A 21,663-nucleotide genomic window follows, 5' to 3' on the forward strand; every position below is an offset into this window, starting at 1 on the left:
GCGCACCTCGACCATGTTGCTCGCGCACATGGTCGGCTCCGCGGCCTGCCACTTCTCGCTCTAGGACGACGATGTCACCACGGATAGCCGTTCGGCGCAGTCTGGGCGCCATCCGTACCTCCCTGGTGCTCCTCGCACTGGTCCCGAGCCTCACCCTGACCGCCGTCTGGGGTGTGACGACCACTCAGGTGCTCGACGAGGGGCTGCGGCTGCGCTCCCAGACGGGGCTCAGCAGGTCCACGGGCGCCCTCGGGACGGAGGTCACTCTCGCTCTCCAGCACGAGCGCCGCCTCTCGGCCGAGTGGCTGGCCGGGCCGGACTCCTCCAAGGCTGAGCTCCTCAGGCAGCGCGGTGCCACCGACGCGGCGGTCAAGAAGCTCGCCGACCGGTCGGGGGAGCTGAAGAAGGCGTCCGACAGGATCAGGGAGCGCATGTATCCGGTCACGGCGGCCGCGGAGAGCCTGGAGTACTACCGAAGCCAGGTGGACGATCCCAGCGACATCGATCCCCAGCAGACGCTGGGGCAGTACACCGAGATCATCGGCGCTCAGATCGACGCATTCCAGGAGCTGTCGCAGGTGGACGACGGCGACCTGACGTCAGAGGCCGGGCCGCTGGTGGCGCTGGAGCACGCGGCGGAGCTCGTCTCGCAAGGTGACGCGATGCTGACGCTGGCCTGGCCCAACAGGCGCCTGAGCGCGCCCCAGTCCGCGGAGTTCGCCCGGCTGGTCGGCGCCCGGCGCTGGCTCGTCCGCACGCAGATCACTCCCTTCCTGACCGGCACCACCAAGACCGCGGTCCGGCGGATCATCACCAGCGGCCAGTGGCGCACGATGGAGTCGGTCGAGGACGACATCGTCGCTGCCCGCGGCGCCGGTGGCCGATCCGCCGCGGGTGTCGCGCTTCCGGACCGCTCGGCGCAGTGGCGCTCCGCTCTCGACAAGCTGTCACAGGATCAGTCACGCCTGATCCGGCAGCGCACCGCCGTCCTGCTGGACCACAGCAGCGGCAAGGCCCGCGACCTGCTGACCGAGGCCGCCTGGGTCAGCGCCGGGGGGCTGGCGGCCGTCCTGCTGTCCGCCCTGCTGTCCTGGAGGATCACCCGTTCCCTGTCGCGGCGGCTGCGCGGCCTGCGGCAGGCCACCTTGCGGCTGGCGCAGGCACGGCTGCCGGACGTGGTGGACCGGCTCAACCGCGGGGAGCGCATCGATGTGGACGCCGAATCCCCCGCCCTCGACTACGGCACCGACGAGCTCGGGCAAGTGGCCGAGGCGTTCAACGCCGCACAGCGCACCGCGGTCAACAGCGCGGTGGAGCTGGCGGACACCCGAAGGGGCTTCCAGAAGGTCATCCTGGGTGTCGCCCGGCACAGTCAGAATCTGGTCAACCGCCAGCTGAGCACCCTCGACGCGCTGGAGCGCGAGCATCAGGACCCGGCGGTGCTCGCCGGACTGTACGAGCTGGACTCGACGGCCAGTCAGATGCGCCGCTACGAGGAGAACCTGGTGATCATCAGCGGCGGGCAGCCGGGCCGCCGCTGGAGCGAGCCCGTCGCGGTGGTGGATGTGCTGCGCGGCGCGGTCGGCGAGGTCGCCGAGTACCAGCGGGTCACCGTGCACGCCGTCGGTGACGCGTGGCTGGCGGCACCGGCGGTGGCCGACGTGATCCACCTGCTGGCCGAGCTGATCGAGAACGCCACCGTGTTCTCGCCCGCTCCCAACCCCGTGAAGGTCCGTACCGAGCTCGTGGCCAAGGGGCTCGGAGTCGAGATCGAGGACCGCGGGGTGGGGATGTCCGAGGAGGACTACGCCACGTGGAACCGTCAGCTCGCCGAGCCCCCTCGGTTCGATGTGATGGCTCTGGCCGACGACTCACGGCTGGGCATGTTCGTCGTCGGACGACTGGCCGCCAGGCACGGCATCAGGATCACTCTGCGCTCCTCGCCCTTCGGGGGCAGTACCGCGATCGTGCTGATACCCGAGGACATCGTCGTCCGTGAGTCCCCCGGGGGCGCGGACAAGGACACCCTCGCTGTGCCGGCGAAGCAGGCGGGCAGGACGCTGCCGCAACGGCGTCCGCGCGCCGCCTGTGAGCCAACAGCAGGCGGCACGGCGGCCGCTCGCTCCCCGGCGGCCGCTCCCTCCCCGTCCGAGGTGCCTGCCGCCTCGAGCGGGCCAGCCGTGCCCTCGGCGGCCGACGCCCGCCAGGACCGGGCGCACGTCAACGGGAGAGCAGGTGGCGGGAACAGCCCCGGGGAAGCCCCGAAGCCCCTGCGCCCCCCGTCCGGCGGGCCCGCCCCGCTGCCTCGCCGCGTCCCCCAGACCAGCTTGGCGGCGGAACTGCGTGAGGAGCCGGCCACGGCCGAACCGGCCGATGCGGGCTCCGACAGCACCCACCCGGCCCCGTCCGCGGAAGAGGCCGCCTCGTCCCTTTCGGCCTTCCAACGCGGCACGCAGCACGCTCGTGACCAGTTCTCCAGCCCATTGCCCGCAAAGGACGCATGATGACGCCGACCAGCCCAGCCACCGACCGACCGCTCGACCAGTTGCTGACCGGGCTGGTGCAGCGGGTCGCCGATGTCCGCCACTGCGTAGTGCTTTCGGAGGACGGACTGGTGGTCAGCAAGTCGACGTCCTTCTCCCGCAGCGACGCCGAGCGCCTAGCCGCGACCTCGTCCGGCCTGATGAGTCTCGGCCGCGGCATCTGCGGCCACTTCGACGGCGGCGCCGTGCACCAGGCGCTCATCGAGATGCGCAACGGCTATCTGATCCTCACCTCGGCCGCTCCCGGCGCCGGTGCCCACCTCGCGGTCCTGACCACCCGCAGCGCCGACGTCGGCGTGGTGGCCTACGAGATGAACATGCTGGCCAAGAAGATCGGTGACCACCTCGGTGTGGCGCCGCGCAATCAAGCGGTCGGCCCCGCGGCCAACGGTGAGTAGATCGGGGACCGTGTGAACGGCAGCGGCACGGGCGGCCGCCTCGTGCGCCCCTTCGCCCTGGTCGGCGGCCGAACCCAGCCCAGCCGGGCCGACTTCACCCTGATCACGCTGGTCACCACCGTGGACCCGCAACCGGCCCCGGTCACCGGTCTCCAGCCGGAGCATCTGATGATCCTGCGCCGTTGCCGGGTACCCACGGCCGCGGCGGAGATCGCCGCCCACCTCGACCTGCCCTTCAGCGTGGTCACCATCATGCTGTGCGACCTCCTCGACGACGGCAGGATCACCACTGCCCGGCCCCCTGTCCAAGCGTCCGGGAGTCCGGACCGCGCCCTGCTCCAGAAAGTGAGGGACGGCATTGCCCGGCTCTGACACGGCTCCCGGGGCCGCCCGCGCGCCCGAGGCGGTCAAGATCCTCATCGCCGGGGGGTTCGGGGTCGGAAAGACGACGATGGTCGGCTCCGTCAGCGAGATCACCCCCATGCACACCGAGGAGTACCTGACCGAGGCCGGCGTGGAGGTGGACGATCTGTCGGGTGTCGAGGACAAGGGCACGACGACGGTGGCGCTGGACTTCGGCCGTATCACCCTGACCCCCGACCTCGTCCTGTACCTGTTCGGCACCCCTGGACAGCAGCGCTTCTGGTTCATGTGGAACGATCTCGCGCTCGGCGCGCTGGGCGGCGTGGTCCTCGTCGACACCCGCCGTCTGGAGACCAGCTTCGCCGCCATCGACTTCTTCGAACGGCGTGGCATCCCGTTCGTCGTCGGTGCCAACGGCTTCGACGGAGAGCACCTCTACGCTTCCGAGTCCATCCGCGACGCCCTGGCCCTGCCCCATGGCACCCCGGTCGTACCGTGCGACGCCCGCGAACGCGCCTCCTGCCGCGATGTGCTGCTGGCCCTGATGGACCACCTCATCGCGGTCGCCGCCGCGCAACCCACCCCCGAACCCGCCGGTTGAGACGCGGCGGGAAGGGCGGCGCCTTGCTGTCGTGGTGGCTTCACACGAAGCGCCGCAGGGAGTTCGGCTCGAGCGCGGTCTTAAGTTCATTTAATGCTCTCTCCATGAACCCCCTCCATGGGGCCGACGTCTCATCGGGCACGAAGCACCGCCGGCGCCCGACCGGGTTCCTTTCCCGGCCGCCGCCGACGCCTCCTGCCGTCAACCTCGATAGGGAAAGGGGCATCGTCCTCATGCGCCGTCGTCATGCGATCGTCGCCGCCGGCCTTTTCACCGGTCTCATCACCACAGCAGTCGTCTCCGGTTCGGTGCACGCCATCACCAACGGCCAGGAGGCGGCCGACGCGCCGGCCGGCATGGTCCAGGTCACGACGACCAGGGACAACGGCGACTCCCTGTGCGGGGGATCGCTCATCAACGAGAAGTGGGTGCTCACCGCCGCGCACTGCGCGGAGGCCAATGAAGGCGGAGCGGTGAAGGCCGTCAAGGTTCTCGTCGGCAGCCTGGAGCAGGGCAAGGGCACCGCCCTCGCGGTGAAGAACCAGCACATCCAAGCGGGGTTCGATCTCGCGCTGCTGGAACTGCAGGACAGCGCCGGCTCGGCCGCCACGGCGTCCCTCGCCGACACCGACCCCGCGGTCGGCTCCACCGGTGAGGTGTCCGGCTGGGGAATGACCGAGACCGGCCAGCTGTCGGAGAAGCTGAAGACCGCACAGGTCAAGGTCGACAAGACCGGCGGGGACTGCAAGGACGGGGCCAACGGGCCGGGCGTGTGCACCTCCGCGGTCAGTGGCGAATTCGGCTCCGGCGACTCCGGTGGTCCGCTGTTCGTCGATGGCAAGCAGGTCGGCGTTGTGTCCAACTCAAGGAGCTTCGTCTTCGCCAGTGTGGCCAACAGGCTCTCGTGGATGGAGCAGACCACCGGACTGGACCTGTGAACGACGACGGCCGGGCGCCGGCGGCCACTGATGGCGATGAAGGCGTCAAGCCCGGTAGGTGACTCGTCGGCGGCCGCCGTGCACGCCCGACCGTGACGTCGCGCAATCCGCTCGTGGCACGGTTGTCAGATGTTGCCGTGGCGTCCCTCCGAGTCCGGGACGTGTACTGGCACCTCGGGATCCGAGGAGGTGGGCGGCTTGCGTGAGCTGCTGGACGATCTGGAGCGGTGGTTCGCCGACGGGGCCGCGTTCGCGTTGGCGACCGTGATCTCCACACAGCGCAGCGCGCCGCGGGAGACCGGGGCGGTGATGGCGGTGCGCGCCGACGGCCGGGTCCTCGGCAGTGTCTCCGGCGGCTGCGTCGAGGGTGCCGTGTACGAGCTGGCACGTGAGGTGCTCGCCACGGGGCGACCGGAGACGGCCGCGTACGGGGTCAGCGACATCGACGCCGCCATGGTGGGCCTGACCTGCGGGGGAACGATCGAGGTGTTCGTCGAACCCGTGGACCCGGCCCACTGGCCCGACTTCAGATCCCTTGCCCGCGCCCTGCGTGCGGGCGCCCGACTGGCGGTGGCCACGGTCGTCCGCTCACCCGATCCCGTGCGCGTCGGCACCCGTGCGGTCGTGGGGCTCGCGGACGTCGGGTCCGGCGGGCGCGACGGGCGTGTGGTGGACGCGGCGACGACCATGCTGGAATACGGCGAGTCGGGTCTGGTGCGCCTTGGCGCCGACGGCCCGGAACGCGTGGGCGTGCTCGGCGATCCGGACGGCACCGAAGTCGTCTTTGTCCGCTCTTGCGTGCCCGCTCCCGCCCTTTTGGTGTTCGGGTCCAACGTCCACGCCGCGGCGGTGGCGCAGGCGGGCAGCTTCGCCGGATTCCGGGTGACGGTCTGCGACGCCAGAGCGGTGTTCACCACTGCCGAGCGATTCCCCGACGCCGACGAGGTCGTGGTCGACTGGCCCGATCGGTACTGGAGGAGTGTGGAGGTGAGTTCCAGTACCGCCGTCTGCGTGCTCACCCATGACCCCAAGTTCGATGTGCCGGTCCTGGTCCGGGCTCTGCGTTCCCCCGCCGGATACGTCGGCGCCATGGGCAGCCGACGCGCCCACGCGGACCGGCTGGAGCGGCTGCGGGAGGCAGGCGTCGGAGCGGAGGAACTGAGCCGTCTGCACTCGCCGATAGGACTCGACCTGGGGGCGCGGACGCCGCAGGAGACCGCGATAGCCGTGCTCGCGGAAATCATCAAGTGCCGCCGCGGGGGTTCGGGCGAACACCTGGCCCGCACCACCGGGCCGATCCACACGGGCGCTCCCGCCATGGCGGCGGCCGCCGCCCACCGGTTCCCCTGATCCCGTCGCCTCCCGATTCCGGTCGCAACGGTTGGAGGTTCTCACCGCCGAATGCGGTGAGAACCTCCAACCGTTGGCGCCCCGGTCCCGGCGATCAGGGGAACGCCGGCGCCTTGCGGGCCAGCGCGGCGAGCGCCGCCGTGAAGCATTCCTCGGGCGGTGTGACGAGACCCGCGCCGACCTGGCCGGTCCCGGCAACGCGCCCGGCGATGCCGGTGTTGATCTGCGGCAGCACTCCGGTCCTGACGACCCGGGTGACGTCGATACCGGTGGGCGTGCCGCGGTAGTCCAGGACCGGCACCGCGTAGGCGGTGTTCTCCGCCAACGAGATGCCGTACATGCGGCGGGTCGCGTCGAGCGCGTCGTCCACTCGCCCGCCGACGAAGCGGACGATGGCGGGAGCGGCCGCCATCGCGAAGCCACCGAGGCCGGCGGTCTCGGTGATGGCCGAGTCGCCGATGTCGGGGTTGGCGTCGGCGGGACCGTAGGAGCCGAGGTAGAGCCCGTCCGGTACCTTCGCCGGTCCGGTGAACCACCGATCGCCGGTGCCGGACACCTGGATGCCGAAGTCGGTGCCGTTGCGGGCCATGGCCACCACCATCGTGGAACCGGGCACACCGCGTGCGGCGTCAAGGGCGAGCTTGCACGCGGGCATCACCAGGTTGAGGAAGAAGTGGTCATTGCCCCCGATGAAGCGGAAGGCGTCCGCGGCGTCCTTGGACGGAGCGCCCGACTCGATGATGTCGGCGGTCAGCTCGCGCAGCAGCATGAGCGTCCCGGCGCGGTTGCGGTTGTGTCCCTCATCGCCCATCTGGAGCATCTGGGCGATGATCGCGCGGATGTCGACCGGCCCATGGCCGCGCACCGCGCTGCCCAGCAGCGGGCCGAGCACCGCGCTCATCCACCGCAGCCGCTCGATGACCTCGGGGCCAAAGGCGCCGTACCGAAGCACCTTGCCGAGCCCCTCGTTGAGCGAGCACCAGGCGCGTGTGCCGTGTGCGGTGTCCTCCAGCTCGAACACCCACATCGACGGGCTGACGATCCCGGCCATCGGCCCCACGGCTCCGAGATGGTGGCAGGGCTCCAGCTCCGCGTTCCCGGCCGCCAGCCGCTTCTCGGCCTCTTCGGGGGTGTCGGCCAGACCTTCGAAGAGCATGGCTCCGACGAGCGCGCCGCGCATCGGCCCCGAGGCGCGTTCCCAGGTGATCGGCGGTCCGGCGTGGAGGAACTGGCCGGGCTTCAACCCCAGGGCCTCGGCGGCCGGGCGCACATTCACCAGCTGCGCGGTCGAGGACAGGACCCGGTTCACCGCGGTCCGGTTGGCCTCCGCACGGCGCGGGTCGGCGAGCACCCGGTTGAGAGCGTCGGTGCTGTCCGCGGTGGGTGGGCGCCAGTCGAGACGGGTCACCGGCACGGCCTGCGCGGCGAGGGAGTCGGCCAGCAGGCCCACGCCTGCCGTCGCGACCGTCGGGTCACGGCGAAGGAGGCGGCCGTCGGCGGGGGAGGACAGGGTCATGACGGCTGGTCCTTCGTGAGCGATACGGCCCGGCGAGCTGCCGAGGCGTTGGACAGGTGGACCTCGGCGCGGGCGGAGACCAGGGTACGGGCCTGTGCGTCGAGCCCTTGGCTGTCCTGGTCGGTGCCGCACAGGGAGACCACCACGGGCGGTGCTTCCGGTCCGGCCGCCCGGATGACCTCCGCCAGTCCTGCCGCGGGGTCGGGGTGGGCTCCATGGCCGAGCACCACGTCGAGCAGGACGGCGCCGGTGGCGGGGTCGGCCAGCACCTCCGCCAGCCGTTCCAGTCGCAGACCGGGGTCGATCATGGGGTGCGGGCGCCCCGCGGTCAGCCCGTCGTCGCCGAAGTCGATCATGTAGTGCCCGTCGGCCCGCAGGTCGGCGGGCAGGGACCAGCCCGGCTCGAGCGGGATGTTGGAAGCGATCGGCCCCAGGGTGTCGGCCGCGATCACCATGGCCTCGTCGCAGAGGGTGCCGCCGCAGTACAGGCCGCGCAGCGCACCCCGCCGCGCGGAACGGGGCCGGTCGGGAATCCAGGAGGGCCACTCGTCCGGCCGGTCCTCGCCGAGCGCCGCCAGTGCCTTGGCCGCCGACAGCGTCAGGTCGTCCTGGCCCCGGCCGAGCAGGGCGAGCAGGACCGGGGTGGACAGTCCGGCCGCGTACTGGGCGACCTTCTGGGCCACCGCGGGGGAGGGGGGTTTGGACACCACGACGATCAGATCGGTGGCCGGGTCGTCGTCGAGCAACTCCAGCGCCTGGAGCGTCGAACGGGCGCCCACCGCCTCGGACAGATCGCGCCCGCCCACGCCTACGCAGTGGCTGACGCCCGCGCCGCCGGCGTGCAGCAGACACATCAGCTGCTGCGATCCCGTTCCCGAGGCCGCCACGATGCCCACCCGTCCGGGGCGCACCGCGTTGGCGAAGCCCAGGCCCGCGCCGCCGATGACCGCCGTGCCGCAGTCGGGGCCCATGACCATCAGCCCGCGCTCACGCGCCCGGTCCTTGAGCAGGATCTCGTGCGCGACGGGGACGTTGTCGCTGAACACCATGACGTCGAGGCCGGCTTCGAGGGCGCCCATGGCTTCGGCGAAGACATACGGTCCGGCCACCGAGATCAGCGCCAGGGTCGCTCCGGGGGCGGCGTCGGCCGTGCGCGGAACGGGGCCTGGACAAGCACCACCCGCCGCCGCGGGAGCGGCGGCCGCGGCGAGTGCCTCGTCCAGGTGTTGACCAGCGCGCCGCAGGGCTTCCCCGTCGGCGGCGCGGATCGCGACGACCATGTCGTTGGGCCCGGCACCGTCGGGGACCTCGAAGCCCATGCCGGCGAGCAGGCCGAGGTTGAGTTCGGTCGCCATGGCGATGAACGCGCTGTCGACGCCTTCCGCGGCGCCGACCGCCCGGCTGACCTGCATGAGGGTCACCGAGTCGCGGTAGGTGCCGCGCCGTAGCTCCAGAGCGCTGGTCACAAAGACTCCTTCCATTGCGGCGTGGTCTCGAGCCGGTGGGCCAGGACGGCGTGAGCGCCGGCCAGCACACCGAGACTCAGGTCCGCGCCCGAGGTATGGCCCACGGACAGCAGATCTGCCAGGGCGTCGTGCACAGGCGTGTGGCCCGCGACCGCGTCGAGGAGACCGACGACCTGGTCGCAGCCGTCGCCTCGGGCGGCGTGTTCGAGCAGGGCGGCGGACAGATCAGGAGTGCGTCCCTCCGTGCGCAGCCGCAGGTCCAGCGGCCGGTTCCCCAAGTGACGCAGGGCCATGAGGAATCCGCTGAGGGCGTCGTCGCCGCTGGGGGTCAGGCCGGGGCCGAGTCCGACGAGGCGCTGGGCCGCTGTGAGGCACGCCTGCGGGTTGTTCCGGGCGGCGAACACCGTCAGCTCGGCCAGTGCGACACGGCCGGCTGCGGGAAGGCCGGGTGATGCTCGGCCAGTGATCGCGGTGCCCAGGGCGTGGCCGAAGGCGCGGACGCGGCCTCTGAGCCGCGCGGGGTCGGCGGGGGGCCGGGGGCGCCGTGGCGCCCACCAACGGGTGGCCCGCACCGTGAGCGGTCCCACCTGTACCTCGCCGCCTCCGCAGTGGGCGCCGACGGCCTGCCTGTCGAGGCCGCCCGCCTCACCGCTGAGCTGTGCGAACGGCGTCCGAGTGCTGCTTTCGGCGACCACGATCCCGTTCGGCAGCCGCACCGCGTCCGACGTGAGCAGGGCGACGACGGTGCCGTCGGCCGCCGCCAGATACACCGCGGAGGGGAAGACCGCGAGAATCCTCGCCGGGATCCGTGGCCCCCGCAGTAGTGGCAGCAGTGTCCGAGAAGCAGCGCCAGGCAGTGCGACATGGGACTGCTGAGCCTGTCCGACACGGTGGGCAGTTGTCACTGAAGGCGACCTCCCGCCTGATCGAATCGTCTGATAAGGGACGCCGGAGGTCGCGGTCGCCACTGTGTGCGTTGCAATACAGGGCGGAAACGATTCGACTCGGACATCTATTGCAAACGTATTCAGCCACCTATGGTTCGCCCATGGAAATAAGTGCCAAGGATTCCGTGCGTCCTTCGCAGAACTTGCCAGGCGCGGCCCGGACGGCGGCGGACGGACCTGTGGCGGGCGAGCCGGGCACGGCCGGACCGGCCTCCGGGCCCGCGCCCGCCGGCGGCACCGGAAGACTGACACTCGGTGTCTCCGTCCGCCAGGTCCTCAAAGCCCCGTGCCTCGAGGGAGCCCGGGTGGTGGCGGGAGGGCACGGGCTGGACCGGGTGGTGCAGCGGCTCAACGTCATGGAGGTACCCGACATCCTCCCGTGGACCAAACCGCATGAGCTGCTGCTGACGACCGGCTACCCGCTGCGTGACAGTCCTCAGGCGCTGGCAGACCTGGTCGACGGTCTGGAGCAGGCCCATGTCGCGGCCCTTGCCGTCAAGTTCGGCCGCTACATCGACGAGCCTCCCCCGAAGATGCTCGCCGCCGCCGACCGGCACGGGCTGCCGCTCATCCGCCTCCCGGACGACGTCGCGTTCGACGACATCCTCAACCAGGTGCTGCCGGACATCCTCGACCGGCATGCCTCGGTCCTGTCCCGGTCCGAGGAGGTGCACCGCGCGCTGGTGAATCTGGTCCTGGCAGGCGGCAGCCTCGCCGAGCTGACAGGCGAGCTGACGGCCCTGCTCGGCGGCACGGTGATGGTGACGACACCCGACGGCCGCGTGCTGGCCCGCTCCGACCCGCCCGACGGCCCGCCGCCGCCCCCCGGCTGCTTCGACGCCAGCGGGCGATTCCTCGTCGAGCGCTACAAACACGGGCCGCGGGCCCTCGAGGAGCCCCACGAGCGGATCGTCCTGGTGCCGATACTCGCCGGTTCACTCGACCACGGCAGGGTCGTGCTGATCACCGACGGGCGGCAGCCGGACGACAGCGATGTGCACCTGCTGGAGCGCGGAGCGGCCACCGGCGCGCTGGTGATCACCAAGGAACTGGCCGTCGCCGCGGTGGAGAGCAAATACCAGGGGGACTTTCTGCGCGACCTCCTGGCCGGGCGCGCAGGCGGCCCCGAGCGCACAGTGCCGCACTGCGCCTCGCTCGGCTGGGACATCGACCGCCCCATGGTGGTCGTCGTCGCCGAGCTGGAATCCGGGCCCGACGGACAGCTGCGTGACCTGCGCCCGGCCCATGAGCGCTTCGCCACCGCATGGACGATGGTCGTGCGAGAACGCGACAGCACGGCGGCGGTGGTGGGCTACAGCCAGGAAGTCGTGGTGGTGATGGGCGTGCGGCCCGGTCGGCCACCGGGCGAGATGGTGCAGCAGATGACCGCCAAGGTCTCCGGGGACGGCGGAGGCGGCAGACGCGCGTTCTCCACCGGGCTGAGCCGGGTGATAACCGACCCCTCCTTGCTGCCCGAGGCCTACGAGCAGGCGCGCCGGGCGGCCAAGGTCGGCCGGCAGATGCACGGGCCCGGCGCGGTGGCGGACTTCGACAGCCTCGGCGTCTTCCGGCTGCTGAGCCTGGTGCCGGACTCGGCGGAGCTCACCGGTTTCATGAGGGCGACACTGCGGGAGCTGGCGACTCGCGACGACCCGGAGACGGACGACCTGCGCACGACGTTGCAGGTGCTGCTCGACACCAATCTCAACGTGGCGGAGACGGCCCGGATCCTGCATTTCCACTACAACACGCTGCGCTATCGCATCGGCAAGCTGGAAAGGCTCCTCGGGCCGTTCACCACCGACCCGCATCTGCGGCTCAACGTGGAGGTGGCGCTCCAGGTCATCCGTATGCGTGGCCTGTGAGCACCGACGCTCCGGAAAACGAACAGGAATGTCCGGACTTCGCGACGGAGGCAGATCTTGACAGCCGGACGGCGATCACTTGGTCAGAAATCGCCCAAGCCACCACGTTCGAACGCTCCGTAACGTTCCCCCAACCTCGGGGTGGGAGACACCCTCCCCCGGGCCCGGCCGGCCGTCTGTGCAGCCCCCCGCAGCCACAGCCGCGACATGGTCACCCACAGGTCCGGCGATCAACAGCAGGTCACCCGATTGGTCCCCCCGGGGCGCGCCCCAAAGTTCTGGAAGGCTGCTCGAAATGACACTCGGACTGGGCTGGAAACTGCACGGAGACGGCAGCACGCCGCCTCCGGGCGAGGTGGTACGTCCCGACGAACGCCTCAGCTGGGGCAGGACGGTCGGGATCGGAGCTCAGCATGTGGTCGCCATGTTCGGCGCCACGTTCGTCTTCCCGGTCGTGATGGGGCTCGACCCCAACCTGGCCATCATGATGTCCGGCATCGCGACGATCGCCTTCCTGCTGATCGTCCAGGGCCGCGTCCCCAGCTACCTGGGGACCAGCGCGTCCTTCGTCGGCGCCGTGGCCGCGATACGCGCCTCGGGCGGCAGCGACGCCACCGTCACCGGAGCGATCCTGGTCGCCGGCGCGGTCCTCGCCGCGTCGGGCGTCCTCATCCACATCGCGGGTGCACGGGCCCTCAACCGGATCCTGCCTCCCGCGGTCACCGGTGGCGTCGTCATGCTCATCGGCTTCAACCTCGCGCCCGTGGTCGCACATGTGTACTGGCCGCAGGACCAGTGGGTCGCGCTCATCACGATGGCGGCCGTGGTGGCCATGACCGTGCTGCTGCGCGGCTTCTGGTCCCGAATAGCGGTCTTCCTCGGCCTCGTCCTCGGCTACGTCCTGTCCTGGGTGCTGGACAAGACGGCCGGGAAGATCAGCTCGGTGCCCGCGGGCAGCGCGGACGGCAAGGCGGTCGAGCACTTCCGGGTGAACCTGGACGGGGTGAACGCCGCCCACTGGTTCGGACTGCCCGGCATGCACACCCCCGATTTCAAGACTTCGGCGATCCTCGTCGCCCTGCCCGCGGTGATCGCCCTCATCGCGGAGAACGCCGGGCACGTCAAGGCCGTGGCCGAGATGACCGGTCAGGACCTCGACGGGAGCATGGGCCGGGCGATCGGCGCGGACGGAATCGGCACCATGATCGCCACTTCCGTCGGAGGATCCCCGACGACCACCTACGCCGAGAACATCGGTGTCATGGCCGCCACCCGGGTCTACTCCACCGCCGCCTACTACGTGGCCGCGTTCGTGGCCGTCCTGTTCGGCCTGTGCCCGAAGTTCGGGGCACTGGTCGCGGCCACTCCGGGAGGAGTGCTCGGCGGCATCACGGTCGTGCTGTACGGCATGATCGGCCTGCTGGGCGCGAAGATCTGGATCGAGAACCGGGTCGACTTCGCCAACCCGCTGAACCTCGTGCCGGTCGCCGCGGGTGTGGTGATCGGCATCGGCGGTGTCGCCGTGAAGTTCACCGACGACTTCTCACTGGAGGGCATCGCGCTCGGCACGGTCGTGACGCTCGTCACCTACCACGCCCTGCGCGCCGTCGCCCCGTCGTACCTGCTCGTCTCCCTGGACCGGGCTCGCGGCACGGCCGAGCGGCCCACCGGAGCGGGAGCGGACGGCTCGGACGGGCCCTCCGGGGCGCTCGCCGGGCGCACCGACAGCACGGCGGCCTCCGCGCACACACGAGCGGACACCTAACGGCCCCCGGAGACGACAGTCCGGCCGGGCGATCAGCCCCGCCCCGCCCGGCCGGACACCGTTCCTGGGCCCGAACCACGCACGAAGGGCAGCACCGTGAAGCCCCCCGCTTTCCGCTACCACTCACCGCGGAGCCTCCCGGAGGCTCTCGACACGCTCGACGCCGTCGGCCACGACGGGAAGGTCCTGGCCGGCGGCCAGAGCCTGATCCCGATCCTCAATATGCGGCTGGCCGCCCCCGGCCACCTCGTCGACATCAACGGCCTGACCGAGCTGGCGTACGTGCGGACCGACGCCGACGGTGTCCGGGTGGGCGCGCTGGCCCGGCACGCCGATGTCGAAGCCGACGCCGACGCGCACCGGGCGGTGTCCCTGCTGCGGCAGGGCCTGCGGCTCGTCGCGCACCCGGTGATCCGAAACCGCGGCACCACCGTGGGCAGCCTGGTCCACGCCGACCCCTCGGGCGAGATGACCGCGGTCCTTTCGCTGCTCGGCGGCTCCGTGGAACTGGCGCGCCTGGGCGGCACCCGGCGGGTCGGCGCGGCGGACTTCTTCACAGGGCCCTTGGAGTCGTGCGTCGAACCGGGGGAGATGGCGGTGTCGGCGTACTTCCCGCGCCTGCGCGGACGCACCGGCACCGAGTTCATCGAGGCGGCCCGCCGCCACGGCGACTACGCGATGTGCGGCGTGGCGGCGGCCGTGACCCTCGACGACGACCTGCGCATCGTGTCTGCGCGAGCCGCGTACCTGTCGGTCTCGCCGGTACCGCTGGTGCTCGACCTGACCGAGACCCTCGCCGGGGCGACGCCGGACACGGCGCACTGGAGGGCGGCAGGCGAACTGGCCGCCGACAGGACCGAACCCGACTCCGACATCCATGCGACCGCCGAATACCGCCGCCACCTCGTACGCGTGCTCACCGCGCGGGCGCTGCGCACAGCGGCCGTGCGCGGCGCCGATCCGGCGGTCGGCGGCGACGGCCAGGGCAGCGACGACCAGGGCAGCGACGACCGGGAGTGTGGCGCGCGTGACTGAGCAGATGCACGAGATCGAGCTCCGGGTGAACGGAGTCCTGCGGACCGCGACCGTCCCGTCACGCAGGCTGCTGTCGGACTGCCTGCGCCACGACCTCGGCCTGACGGGGACACACGTCGGCTGCGAGCACGGGGTGTGCGGGGCCTGCACGGTCCAGATCGACGGACGGCCGATGCGCTCCTGCCTGATGTTCGCGGTCAGCGCGCGGGGACACGAGATCACGACCGTCGAGGGGCTGGCCGATCCGGACGGGAGCATGCACGCGGTGCAGCAGGCGTTCCGTGAGTGCCACGGGCTGCAGTGCGGCTTCTGCACCCCGGGCTTCCTCACCGTGATCGCCGCCTACCTGCGGGACCACCCCGACCCGACGGAGGCCGAGGCGCGCGAAGCCATCGGGGGCAACCTGTGCCGGTGCACCGGCTACCAGAACATCGTCAAGGCGGTGCTGCGTGCCGCACGGATCCTGAACGAGGGCACCGACGCCCCGGTCGCCGAGGAGGCGCCGCGATGACCATCACCGAGGCCCCGCCCGCCGCCCGGAAGAAGGCGGCGCCCGAGCCCCCCGCTCCCAGGGCCGTGGGCTCGCCGCTGCCCCGCAAAGAGGACCTGCGCCTGGTCATGGGCGAGGGCCGCTTCCTCGACGACCTTGGCCGCGACGCCTACGAGGCCGCGTTCATCCGCAGCCCGCACGCCCGGGCCCGCGTGCTCGCCATCGACATCGGCCCCGCTCTGGGAGTCGAGGGACTGATCGCGGTGTACACCTACCAGGACCTGCCCGGCAGGCTCGCCGAGCCGCTGCCGATGCTGATCCCGCACCCGGGGCTGACCCACGGCCGTACCGGCTACCCGTTGGCGAAGGAGTACGTCAACCACGTCGGCGAAGCCGTTGTCATGGTGGTGGCCCGCGACCGGTACGCCGCCGAGGACGCCTGCGAGAAGATCACCGTCGAGTACGAGCCGCTGCCTCCGGTCGTGGGCATCGAGAACGCCTTCCGCGCCGACGAACTGGTGCACCCGGACGTCCCCGGCAACGTCGCCGGCCACGTCGTGCAGGAAACCGGCGACGCCCGCGCGGCCGTCGCGGCGGCGCCGTACTCGCTCGAACTGCACCTGGACATCGAGCGCAGCGCGTGTATGCCGATGGAGGGCCGCGGGGTGTTCGCCCGCTGGGACGTGGCGGACGGCTCCCTGCGGATCTACAGCTCCACCCAGACCTCCAGCGGGGTGCGCGCGGCGGTCGCCGCCAAGCTCGAACTGCCGCTGCTGAAGGTCGAGTGCGTGACTCCGGACGTCGGCGGCGGGTTCGGGGTGAAGATCGTCCATCCGTGGCCCGAGGAAGTACTCGTCCCCTGGGTGGCACGGCTGCTGGACCACGAGGTGAAGTGGACCGAGGACCGGAGGGAGCACTTCATCTCCTCCGCGCACGAGCGCGGGCAGCTCCAGACGGTCCGCGTAGGGTTCGACGGCCGGGGCCGCATCCTGGGTCTGGACGTGGACATCCTCCACGACAACGGCGCCTACACCCAGTACGGCCTCATCGTCCCGCTCATCACCTCCACCCAACTGCTCGGCCCCTACAAGCCGGGGGCGTACCGCGTGGAGTTCCGCAGCCTCTACACCAACACCGTCATGGTCACCCCCTACCGCGGAGCGGGCCGCCCCCAGGGCGTGTACGCGATGGAACGCACCATGGACTCCATCGCCGACCACCTCGGTCTGGACCGGGCGGACGTCCGGGAGGCCAACCTCATCCGGCCCGAGGAGATGCCCTACGACCACGGCCTGCTCTTCCAGGACGGGCGGCCGCTGGTCTACGACTCCGGTGACTTCCCCGCGTCCCTGGACAAGATCAAGAAACTGGTCGGCTGGGACGAGTTCGCCGCCTACCGCGAGCAGGCACGCGCCGAGGGCCGCAGGGTGGGCATCGGCCTCGCCGCCTACGTCGAGGGCACCGGTGTCGGACCCTACGAGGGCGGCCATGTGCAGATCGAGACCAGCGGCAAGGTCTATGTGGCCACCGGCCTCACCAGCCAGGGACAGGGCCACGAGACCGTGTTCGCCCAAGTGGTGGCGGACGAGTTGGGCGTGGCGGTCGAGGACGTCACCGTCACCACCGGCGACACCCGGCGGATGGGCTACGCCGTGGGGACCTTCGCCTCACGGGCAGCGGTGATGAGCGGCAACGCCATCGCGCTCGCCGCCCGAGGTGTGCGCGACAAGGCACTGCGCATCGCGGGCGAGGCACTCGGCGTGGCGCCGCGGAAGCTGGAGATCGTACAAGGAGTGGTGCGCAGCCGCGACGACCCGGCGGTGTCCATCCCGCTGGGCACGGTCGCGGTGCTGTCCAACCCCTTGCGCTACGCCTTCGACGAGGCGTCCAAAGCGGCCACCCAGTTCGGCGGAACTCCCGACCACAGCAGGCCACCCGTGGCCGAGGGGGACGAGCCCGGACTGGAAGCGCGTGAGTTCTTCTCACCGCCGCGGGCGACCTATGCCAACGGAGTGCACGCGGTCATCGTGGAGACCGATCCGGAGACCGCCGAGATCACGGTGCTGCGGTACTGCGTCGTCCACGACTGCGGCCACCTGCTCAACCCCATGATCGTGGAAGGGCAGGTGCACGGCGGCGTGGCCCAGGCCGTGGGCGGCGCCCTCTACGAGCGGATGCACTACGACGAGAGCGGCCAGCTGCTCAACGCGTCGTTCATGGACTTCCTGATGCCCTATGCCAGTGAGACCCCGGTGGTCGAGATCGACCACCTGGAGACCGCGTCCCCGATGAACCCCCTGGGGATCAAGGGCGCGGGCGAGGCCGGGGTCATCCCCGGAACGGCCGCCTTCGCCTCCGCGATCGAGGACGCCGAGGGCTTCCCGATCACCAAGATGCCCATCCAGCCCTGCGAGCTCTTCCGCCTGCGGCAGAGGTTCGAGGCCGGAGAGATACCGCCGCTGCGCCGCCGGGCGGGCGCCCCGAACAACGTCGACGAGGAGCTGTGCCAACCATGAAGGTCAGTGGAGACGCCACCTTGAGCGCACCGGTGGAGAAGGTGTGGAACGCCCTCAACGACCCGGTGGTGCTCACCCGCACCATTCCCGGCTGCCAGAAGCTGGAGGAGACGGGCCCCGACTCGTACCGGATGACCGTGTCGATGGGCGTGGCCTCGATCAAGGGAACCTACCTCGGCAATGTCCAGCTGCTGAATCAGAACAAGCCCGGCTCGTTCACCCTCAAGGCGTCCGGCGCTGGCGGTCCGGGCACGGTGACCGCCGAGGCCAAGGTCACCCTGCACGATCTCGGTGACGGGCGGACGCGGCTCGAATACGACGCCGACGCCGTCGTCGGGGGCATGATCGGCGGTGTCGGGCAGCGTGTGCTCACCGGGGTCGCCAAGAAGACCGCGGGGGAGTTCTTCAAGTCCGTGGACAAGCTGCTCAACGGCCAGATGCCGGCGCAGGCCGCCTCCGTGCCGACGGGAGCGGCCGAGCCGGCCGCCGTGGGCCCCGCGGCCGAGGCCGGAGCGCCGACGGTCTTCGCGCAGTCGGCCGCGGCCGGTGGGCTCGACGGCCTGTCGGGGGACTTCGCGAAGGGCGCCTTGTTCGGCGCGGTCGTCGCGCTGCTGGGCGCCGTCGTGGGCGGTGCGATAGGCCGCCGTCGCTGACCGCGGTCCAACGGTGTCCGACGAGAGGAGTCTGATGCGATCGTTCACCGCGGCGGCCGTCCAGGTCGCCCCGAGACCCGGGCCGCTCACCCCGTCCGTGGTCGAGGAGAACATCGGCCGGGCCGCCGACTGGGTGACGCGCTGCGTGGAGTCCACGGGCGCCGAACTGGTGGTGCTGCCCGAGAGCGTGAGTACCGGTTTCACCCCGGCCCTCGGGCCCGAGGAACTGTGGGACCTGGTCGACGAAGTACCCGGAGTGCTGTGCGATCCGCTGCGCGACCGGGCGCGTGAGCTGGGCGTCCACCTGGTGTGGGGCACGTACGAGCGCGGCGACGAGCGGGGTGTCGTCCACAACTCGGCGGTGGTCGCCGGGCCGGACGGCCAAGTGCTGGGGGTGTACCGCAAGACCCACCCCTTCGGACCGGAGTTGGCCTCCCGCGGCGGGTGGGTGACGCCCGGGGACCGTGTCACGGTGGTCGAGACCGAGCTCGGCCGGATCGGCATGGTCATCTGCTTCGACGGCGACTACCCCGAACTGAGCCGGATCCAGGCCGTGCGGGGAGCGGAGATCATCTGCCGCCCCTCGGCCCTGCTGCGTTCGGCGGACCTGTGGGAACTGACCTGCCGGGCCCGCGCGTACGACAACCATGTGTATGTGATCGGCGCCAACGCGACCGGCGTCGACCCCGGGGGAGTGCTCTACTTCGGGAACTCGCTGATTGTCTCACCGGGGGCCGAGGTCGTCGCGCGGGGCTCGTCGCACGAGTCCTGGGTGGCGGCGAGGCTCGATCCGCAGCGTGCCCTGGCGGCGCTGACCCCGGGGTCGAGCGTGCCGCAGGTCTTCGACCACCTGCGGGACCGCAATCTCGATCTGGTGCGCAGGTACGCCGACGACCTGACCCGGCCGGCCGAGTCGTCGTTCCCCCACGGCTGACGCCCGCCGTCCCTGTGTGCTTTCCCACCCCTCTGCCCCGCGCCGAATCACCAACTTCCGCCGGGAGCGTTGGCAGAACTTGCCGATTCAGCCGCACCCTCCGCGAAGTTGAATCGCTCTCGTACCCCGCCCGACCGCAAGGGAAAGGAGCGCCTCATGGCGGCTGTCGCAGCAGAGGACTCGCGCCGGATTCGTATCGGCGTCGACACCGGCGGCACATTCACCGACATCGTCGCGCTGGACGAGGACACCGGCGAACTGGTCACCACCAAGACCCCGTCGACACCGGCCGACCCGGCGCTCGGGTTCCTGGACGGTGTGCACAAGGTCCTCGGCCTGCTCGGCTGCTCGGGCGCCGACGTGACGGCCGTGGTGCACGGCACCACGGTGGCCACCAACCAGCTTCTCGAGGACCGGATCGACCGCCTCGGCTTCATCACCACCGAGGGCTACGAGTTCATTCTCGAAATCGCCCGGCAGGCCGTCCCCGACGGCTACGGCAACTCCTACTTCTGGGTGAAGCCGGACCGGATCGTCCCCGTCGAGCGGGTCCGCACGGTCGGCGGCCGCCTGGACCACCAGGGCAACGAGATCCGTCCCTTCGACGAGGCCGCTGCCCGTAAGGCGTCCCGGTGGTTCCGCGACCAGGGCATCATGACGCTGGGCGTGTGCTTCCTGCACTCGTACGCCAACCCGGCGCACGAGGAGCGCATGCGCGAGGTCCTCCTGGAGGAGCACCCGCAGGCCACCGTCTCGATCAGCTCGCAGGTGCTGCGCGAGTACCGCGAGTACGAGCGGTCGATGACCACCCTCGTCGACGCCGCGGTCAAGCCGCGGGTGGCCCGCTACGTCGGGGGGATCAAGGAGCGGCTGGACGCCTTCGTCACGGAGGCCGCCGCGCAGCCGCGGCGTCTGCCGTTCGCCATCATGAAGTCCAACGGCGGAATCCTCTCCGCCGAGGAGGTCGTCCACCAGCCGATCACCACGGTGCTCTCCGGCCCCGCCGCGGGTGCGCTCGGTGCCGCGCTCATCGCGCGGTCGGCCGGCTTCGAGAAGATCCTCACCTGCGACGGCGGCGGCACCTCCACCGACGTGTCCGTGGTGCTCGACGGCGAGCCGACGCTCACCACCGAGGGATCCGTCGGCCGTTTCCCGTCCAAGATCCCCATGATCGACGTGGTCACCGTCGGCGCGGGCGGCGGCTCCATCGCCTGGGTCTCTCCCGAGGGGACGCTCAAGGTCGGCCCCAAGTCCGCGGGCGCCGATCCGGGCCCGCTGTGCTACGGCAAGGGCGGCACGGACCCGACCATCACCGACGCGCATGTGCTGCTCGGCCGTATCCCGCCGCACCTGCTGGGAGGTGAGATCCCGCTGGACGCCGAAGCGGCCCGCGAAGGTGTGCGGCGGCTGGCGGACCGGCTCGGGCTCGGGCCGGAGGAGTGCGCCACCGGCATCCTGGAGATCTCCGCCTGGAACCAGGCGAACGCGCTGCGCAGGATCACCGTCAAACGCGGCCTGGACGTCCGCGACTTCGTCATGACGACCTTCGGAGGCTCCGGATCCCTGCTGCTGTGTCGGCTCATCGACATCCTCGGCCTGGCCGGGGTGGTCGTACCGCGCGACCCCGGGAACGTCTCCGCCTTCGGCCTGCTCACCGTGGACGTGCGCTGCGACTACGTGCAGACCTCCGTGCGCCGGCACCCGGATCTCGACCACACCCATCTGGAGGAGATCTACCAGGAGTTGAGCGCACGAGCCGCCGACGCCCTGGACAAGGAGGGCTTCGGCAGCGACGAGCACCGCTGTGTGCGCACCGCCGATCTGCGCTACTTCGGGCAGGCGTTCGAGGTACGTGTTCCGGTGCCCGACGGCCCCGTCGACGCGGAACTGGCCGACAGCGTGGCCAAGGCCTTCCACGAGCAGCACCGCCGGCTCTACGGGTACGACTTCCAGGGCGACACGAGCCAGGTCGTCGAGTGGGTGAACCTTCGGGTGACCGGCGTGGGCCCCATCCAGCGCCCCGTCCTGCGTGAACTGCCCCGCCGCGACGGCGGCCCCGAACGAGCGGTCACCGGCATCCGCCCGGTGTGCTTCGACGCCGCCGACGGCTATGTGCGGACCCCCGTCTACCGCAGGGACGACCTGGCGCCGGGGGACCGGTTCGAAGGCCCCGCGATCATCGAGGAGTTCGGCTCCACCATTCCCGTGCACCCGGGGTTCTCCGTGAGCGTCGACGCCCACGGCAACGTCGTGGTCACCCGCACCGAGCAGAAGGGGGCCTGA

General features: G+C 71.1%; 17 protein-coding genes. 14 read left to right on the forward strand and 3 right to left on the reverse strand.

The genetic code is table 11. The annotated features are described in order from the left end of the window. The first annotated feature begins 71 nt into the window (after window positions 1-71). The 6 genes from IEY86_RS27810 (at window position 72) to IEY86_RS27835 (ending at window position 6,193) form a co-directional block, all read left to right on the forward strand. The gene (locus IEY86_RS27810) at window positions 72-2,504 is read left to right on the forward strand and encodes a sensor histidine kinase (protein WP_189134628.1); all 2,433 of its coding nucleotides are present in this window, start codon (window positions 72-74) and stop codon (window positions 2,502-2,504) included. Next, window positions 2,504-2,941, forward strand: coding sequence for a roadblock/LC7 domain-containing protein (locus IEY86_RS27815; protein WP_189134656.1), 438 nt, complete (start codon window positions 2,504-2,506; stop codon window positions 2,939-2,941). The genes IEY86_RS27810 and IEY86_RS27815 overlap by 1 nt, the downstream gene beginning before the upstream one ends. A 12-nt stretch (window positions 2,942-2,953) precedes the next feature. Then, on the forward strand, window positions 2,954-3,313 hold the full coding sequence (locus tag IEY86_RS27820) for a DUF742 domain-containing protein (RefSeq protein ID WP_189134629.1): 360 nt from the start codon (window positions 2,954-2,956) through the stop codon (window positions 3,311-3,313). Next, window positions 3,300-3,905, forward strand: coding sequence for a GTP-binding protein (locus tag IEY86_RS27825; protein ID WP_189134630.1), 606 nt, complete (start codon window positions 3,300-3,302; stop codon window positions 3,903-3,905). Before IEY86_RS27820 ends, IEY86_RS27825 begins: the two co-directional genes overlap by 14 nt. Window positions 3,906-4,138: 233 nt before the next feature. Then, window positions 4,139-4,843, forward strand: a complete 705-nt coding sequence (locus tag IEY86_RS27830) for a S1 family peptidase (protein ID WP_189134631.1) — start codon at window positions 4,139-4,141, stop codon at window positions 4,841-4,843. A 198-nt stretch (window positions 4,844-5,041) separates the two neighbouring features. Next, the gene (locus tag IEY86_RS27835; protein WP_229698814.1) at window positions 5,042-6,193 is read left to right on the forward strand and encodes an XdhC family protein; all 1,152 of its coding nucleotides are present in this window, start codon (window positions 5,042-5,044) and stop codon (window positions 6,191-6,193) included. Between the two features lie 94 nt (window positions 6,194-6,287). On the opposite strand, the gene IEY86_RS27840 is transcribed toward IEY86_RS27835, so the two are convergent. From IEY86_RS27840 to IEY86_RS27850, 3 genes are read right to left on the reverse strand one after another with little or no spacing between them, the layout of a single operon-like run. Continuing rightward, window positions 6,288-7,709: a YlbE family protein gene (locus tag IEY86_RS27840; RefSeq protein WP_189134633.1), complete on the reverse strand. Its 1,422-nt coding sequence runs from the start codon at window positions 7,707-7,709 to the stop codon at window positions 6,288-6,290. Then, complete coding sequence (locus IEY86_RS27845; RefSeq protein WP_229698815.1) at window positions 7,706-9,175, reverse strand: AllF/FdrA family protein; 1,470 nt, start codon at window positions 9,173-9,175, stop codon at window positions 7,706-7,708. The genes IEY86_RS27840 and IEY86_RS27845 overlap by 4 nt, the downstream gene beginning before the upstream one ends. Beyond that, on the reverse strand, window positions 9,172-10,080 hold the full coding sequence (locus tag IEY86_RS27850; RefSeq protein WP_189134635.1) for an oxamate carbamoyltransferase subunit AllH family protein: 909 nt from the start codon (window positions 10,078-10,080) through the stop codon (window positions 9,172-9,174). Before IEY86_RS27850 ends, IEY86_RS27845 begins: the two co-directional genes overlap by 4 nt. Window positions 10,081-10,301: 221 nt before the next feature. On the opposite strand from IEY86_RS27850, the gene IEY86_RS27855 reads away from it, so the two are divergent. The 8 genes from IEY86_RS27855 (at window position 10,302) to IEY86_RS27890 (ending at window position 21,663) form a co-directional block, all read left to right on the forward strand. Further along, on the forward strand, window positions 10,302-11,987 hold the full coding sequence (locus IEY86_RS27855; RefSeq protein WP_265805690.1) for a PucR family transcriptional regulator: 1,686 nt from the start codon (window positions 10,302-10,304) through the stop codon (window positions 11,985-11,987). Window positions 11,988-12,282: 295 nt separating this feature from the next. Continuing rightward, window positions 12,283-13,752, forward strand: a complete 1,470-nt coding sequence (locus IEY86_RS27860) for a uracil-xanthine permease family protein (RefSeq protein ID WP_189134637.1) — start codon at window positions 12,283-12,285, stop codon at window positions 13,750-13,752. 96 nt (window positions 13,753-13,848) lie between these two features. Beyond that, entirely contained in the window at window positions 13,849-14,787 is a 939-nt protein-coding gene (locus IEY86_RS27865) for an FAD binding domain-containing protein (protein ID WP_189134638.1), read from the forward strand. Next, window positions 14,780-15,298: a (2Fe-2S)-binding protein gene (locus IEY86_RS27870; RefSeq protein WP_308425181.1), complete on the forward strand. Its 519-nt coding sequence runs from the start codon at window positions 14,780-14,782 to the stop codon at window positions 15,296-15,298. The genes IEY86_RS27865 and IEY86_RS27870 overlap by 8 nt, the downstream gene beginning before the upstream one ends. Beyond that, a complete protein-coding gene (gene cutA, locus IEY86_RS27875; protein WP_189134639.1) occupies window positions 15,295-17,793 on the forward strand; it encodes an aerobic carbon-monoxide dehydrogenase large subunit in 2,499 nt (832 codons plus the stop codon). The genes IEY86_RS27870 and cutA overlap by 4 nt, the downstream gene beginning before the upstream one ends. Further along, complete coding sequence (locus tag IEY86_RS27880; RefSeq protein ID WP_189134640.1) at window positions 17,790-18,446, forward strand: SRPBCC family protein; 657 nt, start codon at window positions 17,790-17,792, stop codon at window positions 18,444-18,446. Before cutA ends, IEY86_RS27880 begins: the two co-directional genes overlap by 4 nt. 34 nt (window positions 18,447-18,480) lie before the next feature. Then, entirely contained in the window at window positions 18,481-19,380 is a 900-nt protein-coding gene (locus tag IEY86_RS27885) for a carbon-nitrogen hydrolase family protein (RefSeq protein ID WP_189134641.1), read from the forward strand. 156 nt (window positions 19,381-19,536) lie between these two features. Further along, window positions 19,537-21,663 (forward strand): hydantoinase/oxoprolinase family protein, encoded by a 2,127-nt coding sequence (locus IEY86_RS27890; protein ID WP_189134642.1) that lies wholly within the window; start codon window positions 19,537-19,539, stop codon window positions 21,661-21,663.

Origin of the sequence: Wenjunlia tyrosinilytica, assembly GCF_014646055.1 — a bacterium.
GTDB lineage: Bacteria > Actinomycetota > Actinomycetes > Streptomycetales > Streptomycetaceae > Wenjunlia > Wenjunlia tyrosinilytica.

Excerpts from the sequence above, each read along its gene's own strand:
- IEY86_RS27810 (WP_189134628.1), top strand. The coding sequence starts at position 72 with ATGTCACCACGGATAGCCGTTCGGCGCAGTCTGGGCGCCATCCGTACC.
- IEY86_RS27815 (WP_189134656.1), top strand. The coding sequence starts at position 2,504 with ATGACGCCGACCAGCCCAGCCACCGACCGACCGCTCGACCAGTTGCTG.
- IEY86_RS27830 (WP_189134631.1), top strand. The coding sequence starts at position 4,139 with ATGCGCCGTCGTCATGCGATCGTCGCCGCCGGCCTTTTCACCGGTCTC.
- IEY86_RS27840 (WP_189134633.1), bottom strand. The coding sequence starts at position 7,709 with ATGACCCTGTCCTCCCCCGCCGACGGCCGCCTCCTTCGCCGTGACCCG.
- IEY86_RS27860 (WP_189134637.1), top strand. The coding sequence starts at position 12,283 with ATGACACTCGGACTGGGCTGGAAACTGCACGGAGACGGCAGCACGCCG.
- cutA (WP_189134639.1), top strand. The coding sequence starts at position 15,295 with ATGACCATCACCGAGGCCCCGCCCGCCGCCCGGAAGAAGGCGGCGCCC.
- IEY86_RS27880 (WP_189134640.1), top strand. The coding sequence starts at position 17,790 with ATGAAGGTCAGTGGAGACGCCACCTTGAGCGCACCGGTGGAGAAGGTG.
- IEY86_RS27885 (WP_189134641.1), top strand. The coding sequence starts at position 18,481 with ATGCGATCGTTCACCGCGGCGGCCGTCCAGGTCGCCCCGAGACCCGGG.
- IEY86_RS27890 (WP_189134642.1), top strand. The coding sequence starts at position 19,537 with ATGGCGGCTGTCGCAGCAGAGGACTCGCGCCGGATTCGTATCGGCGTC.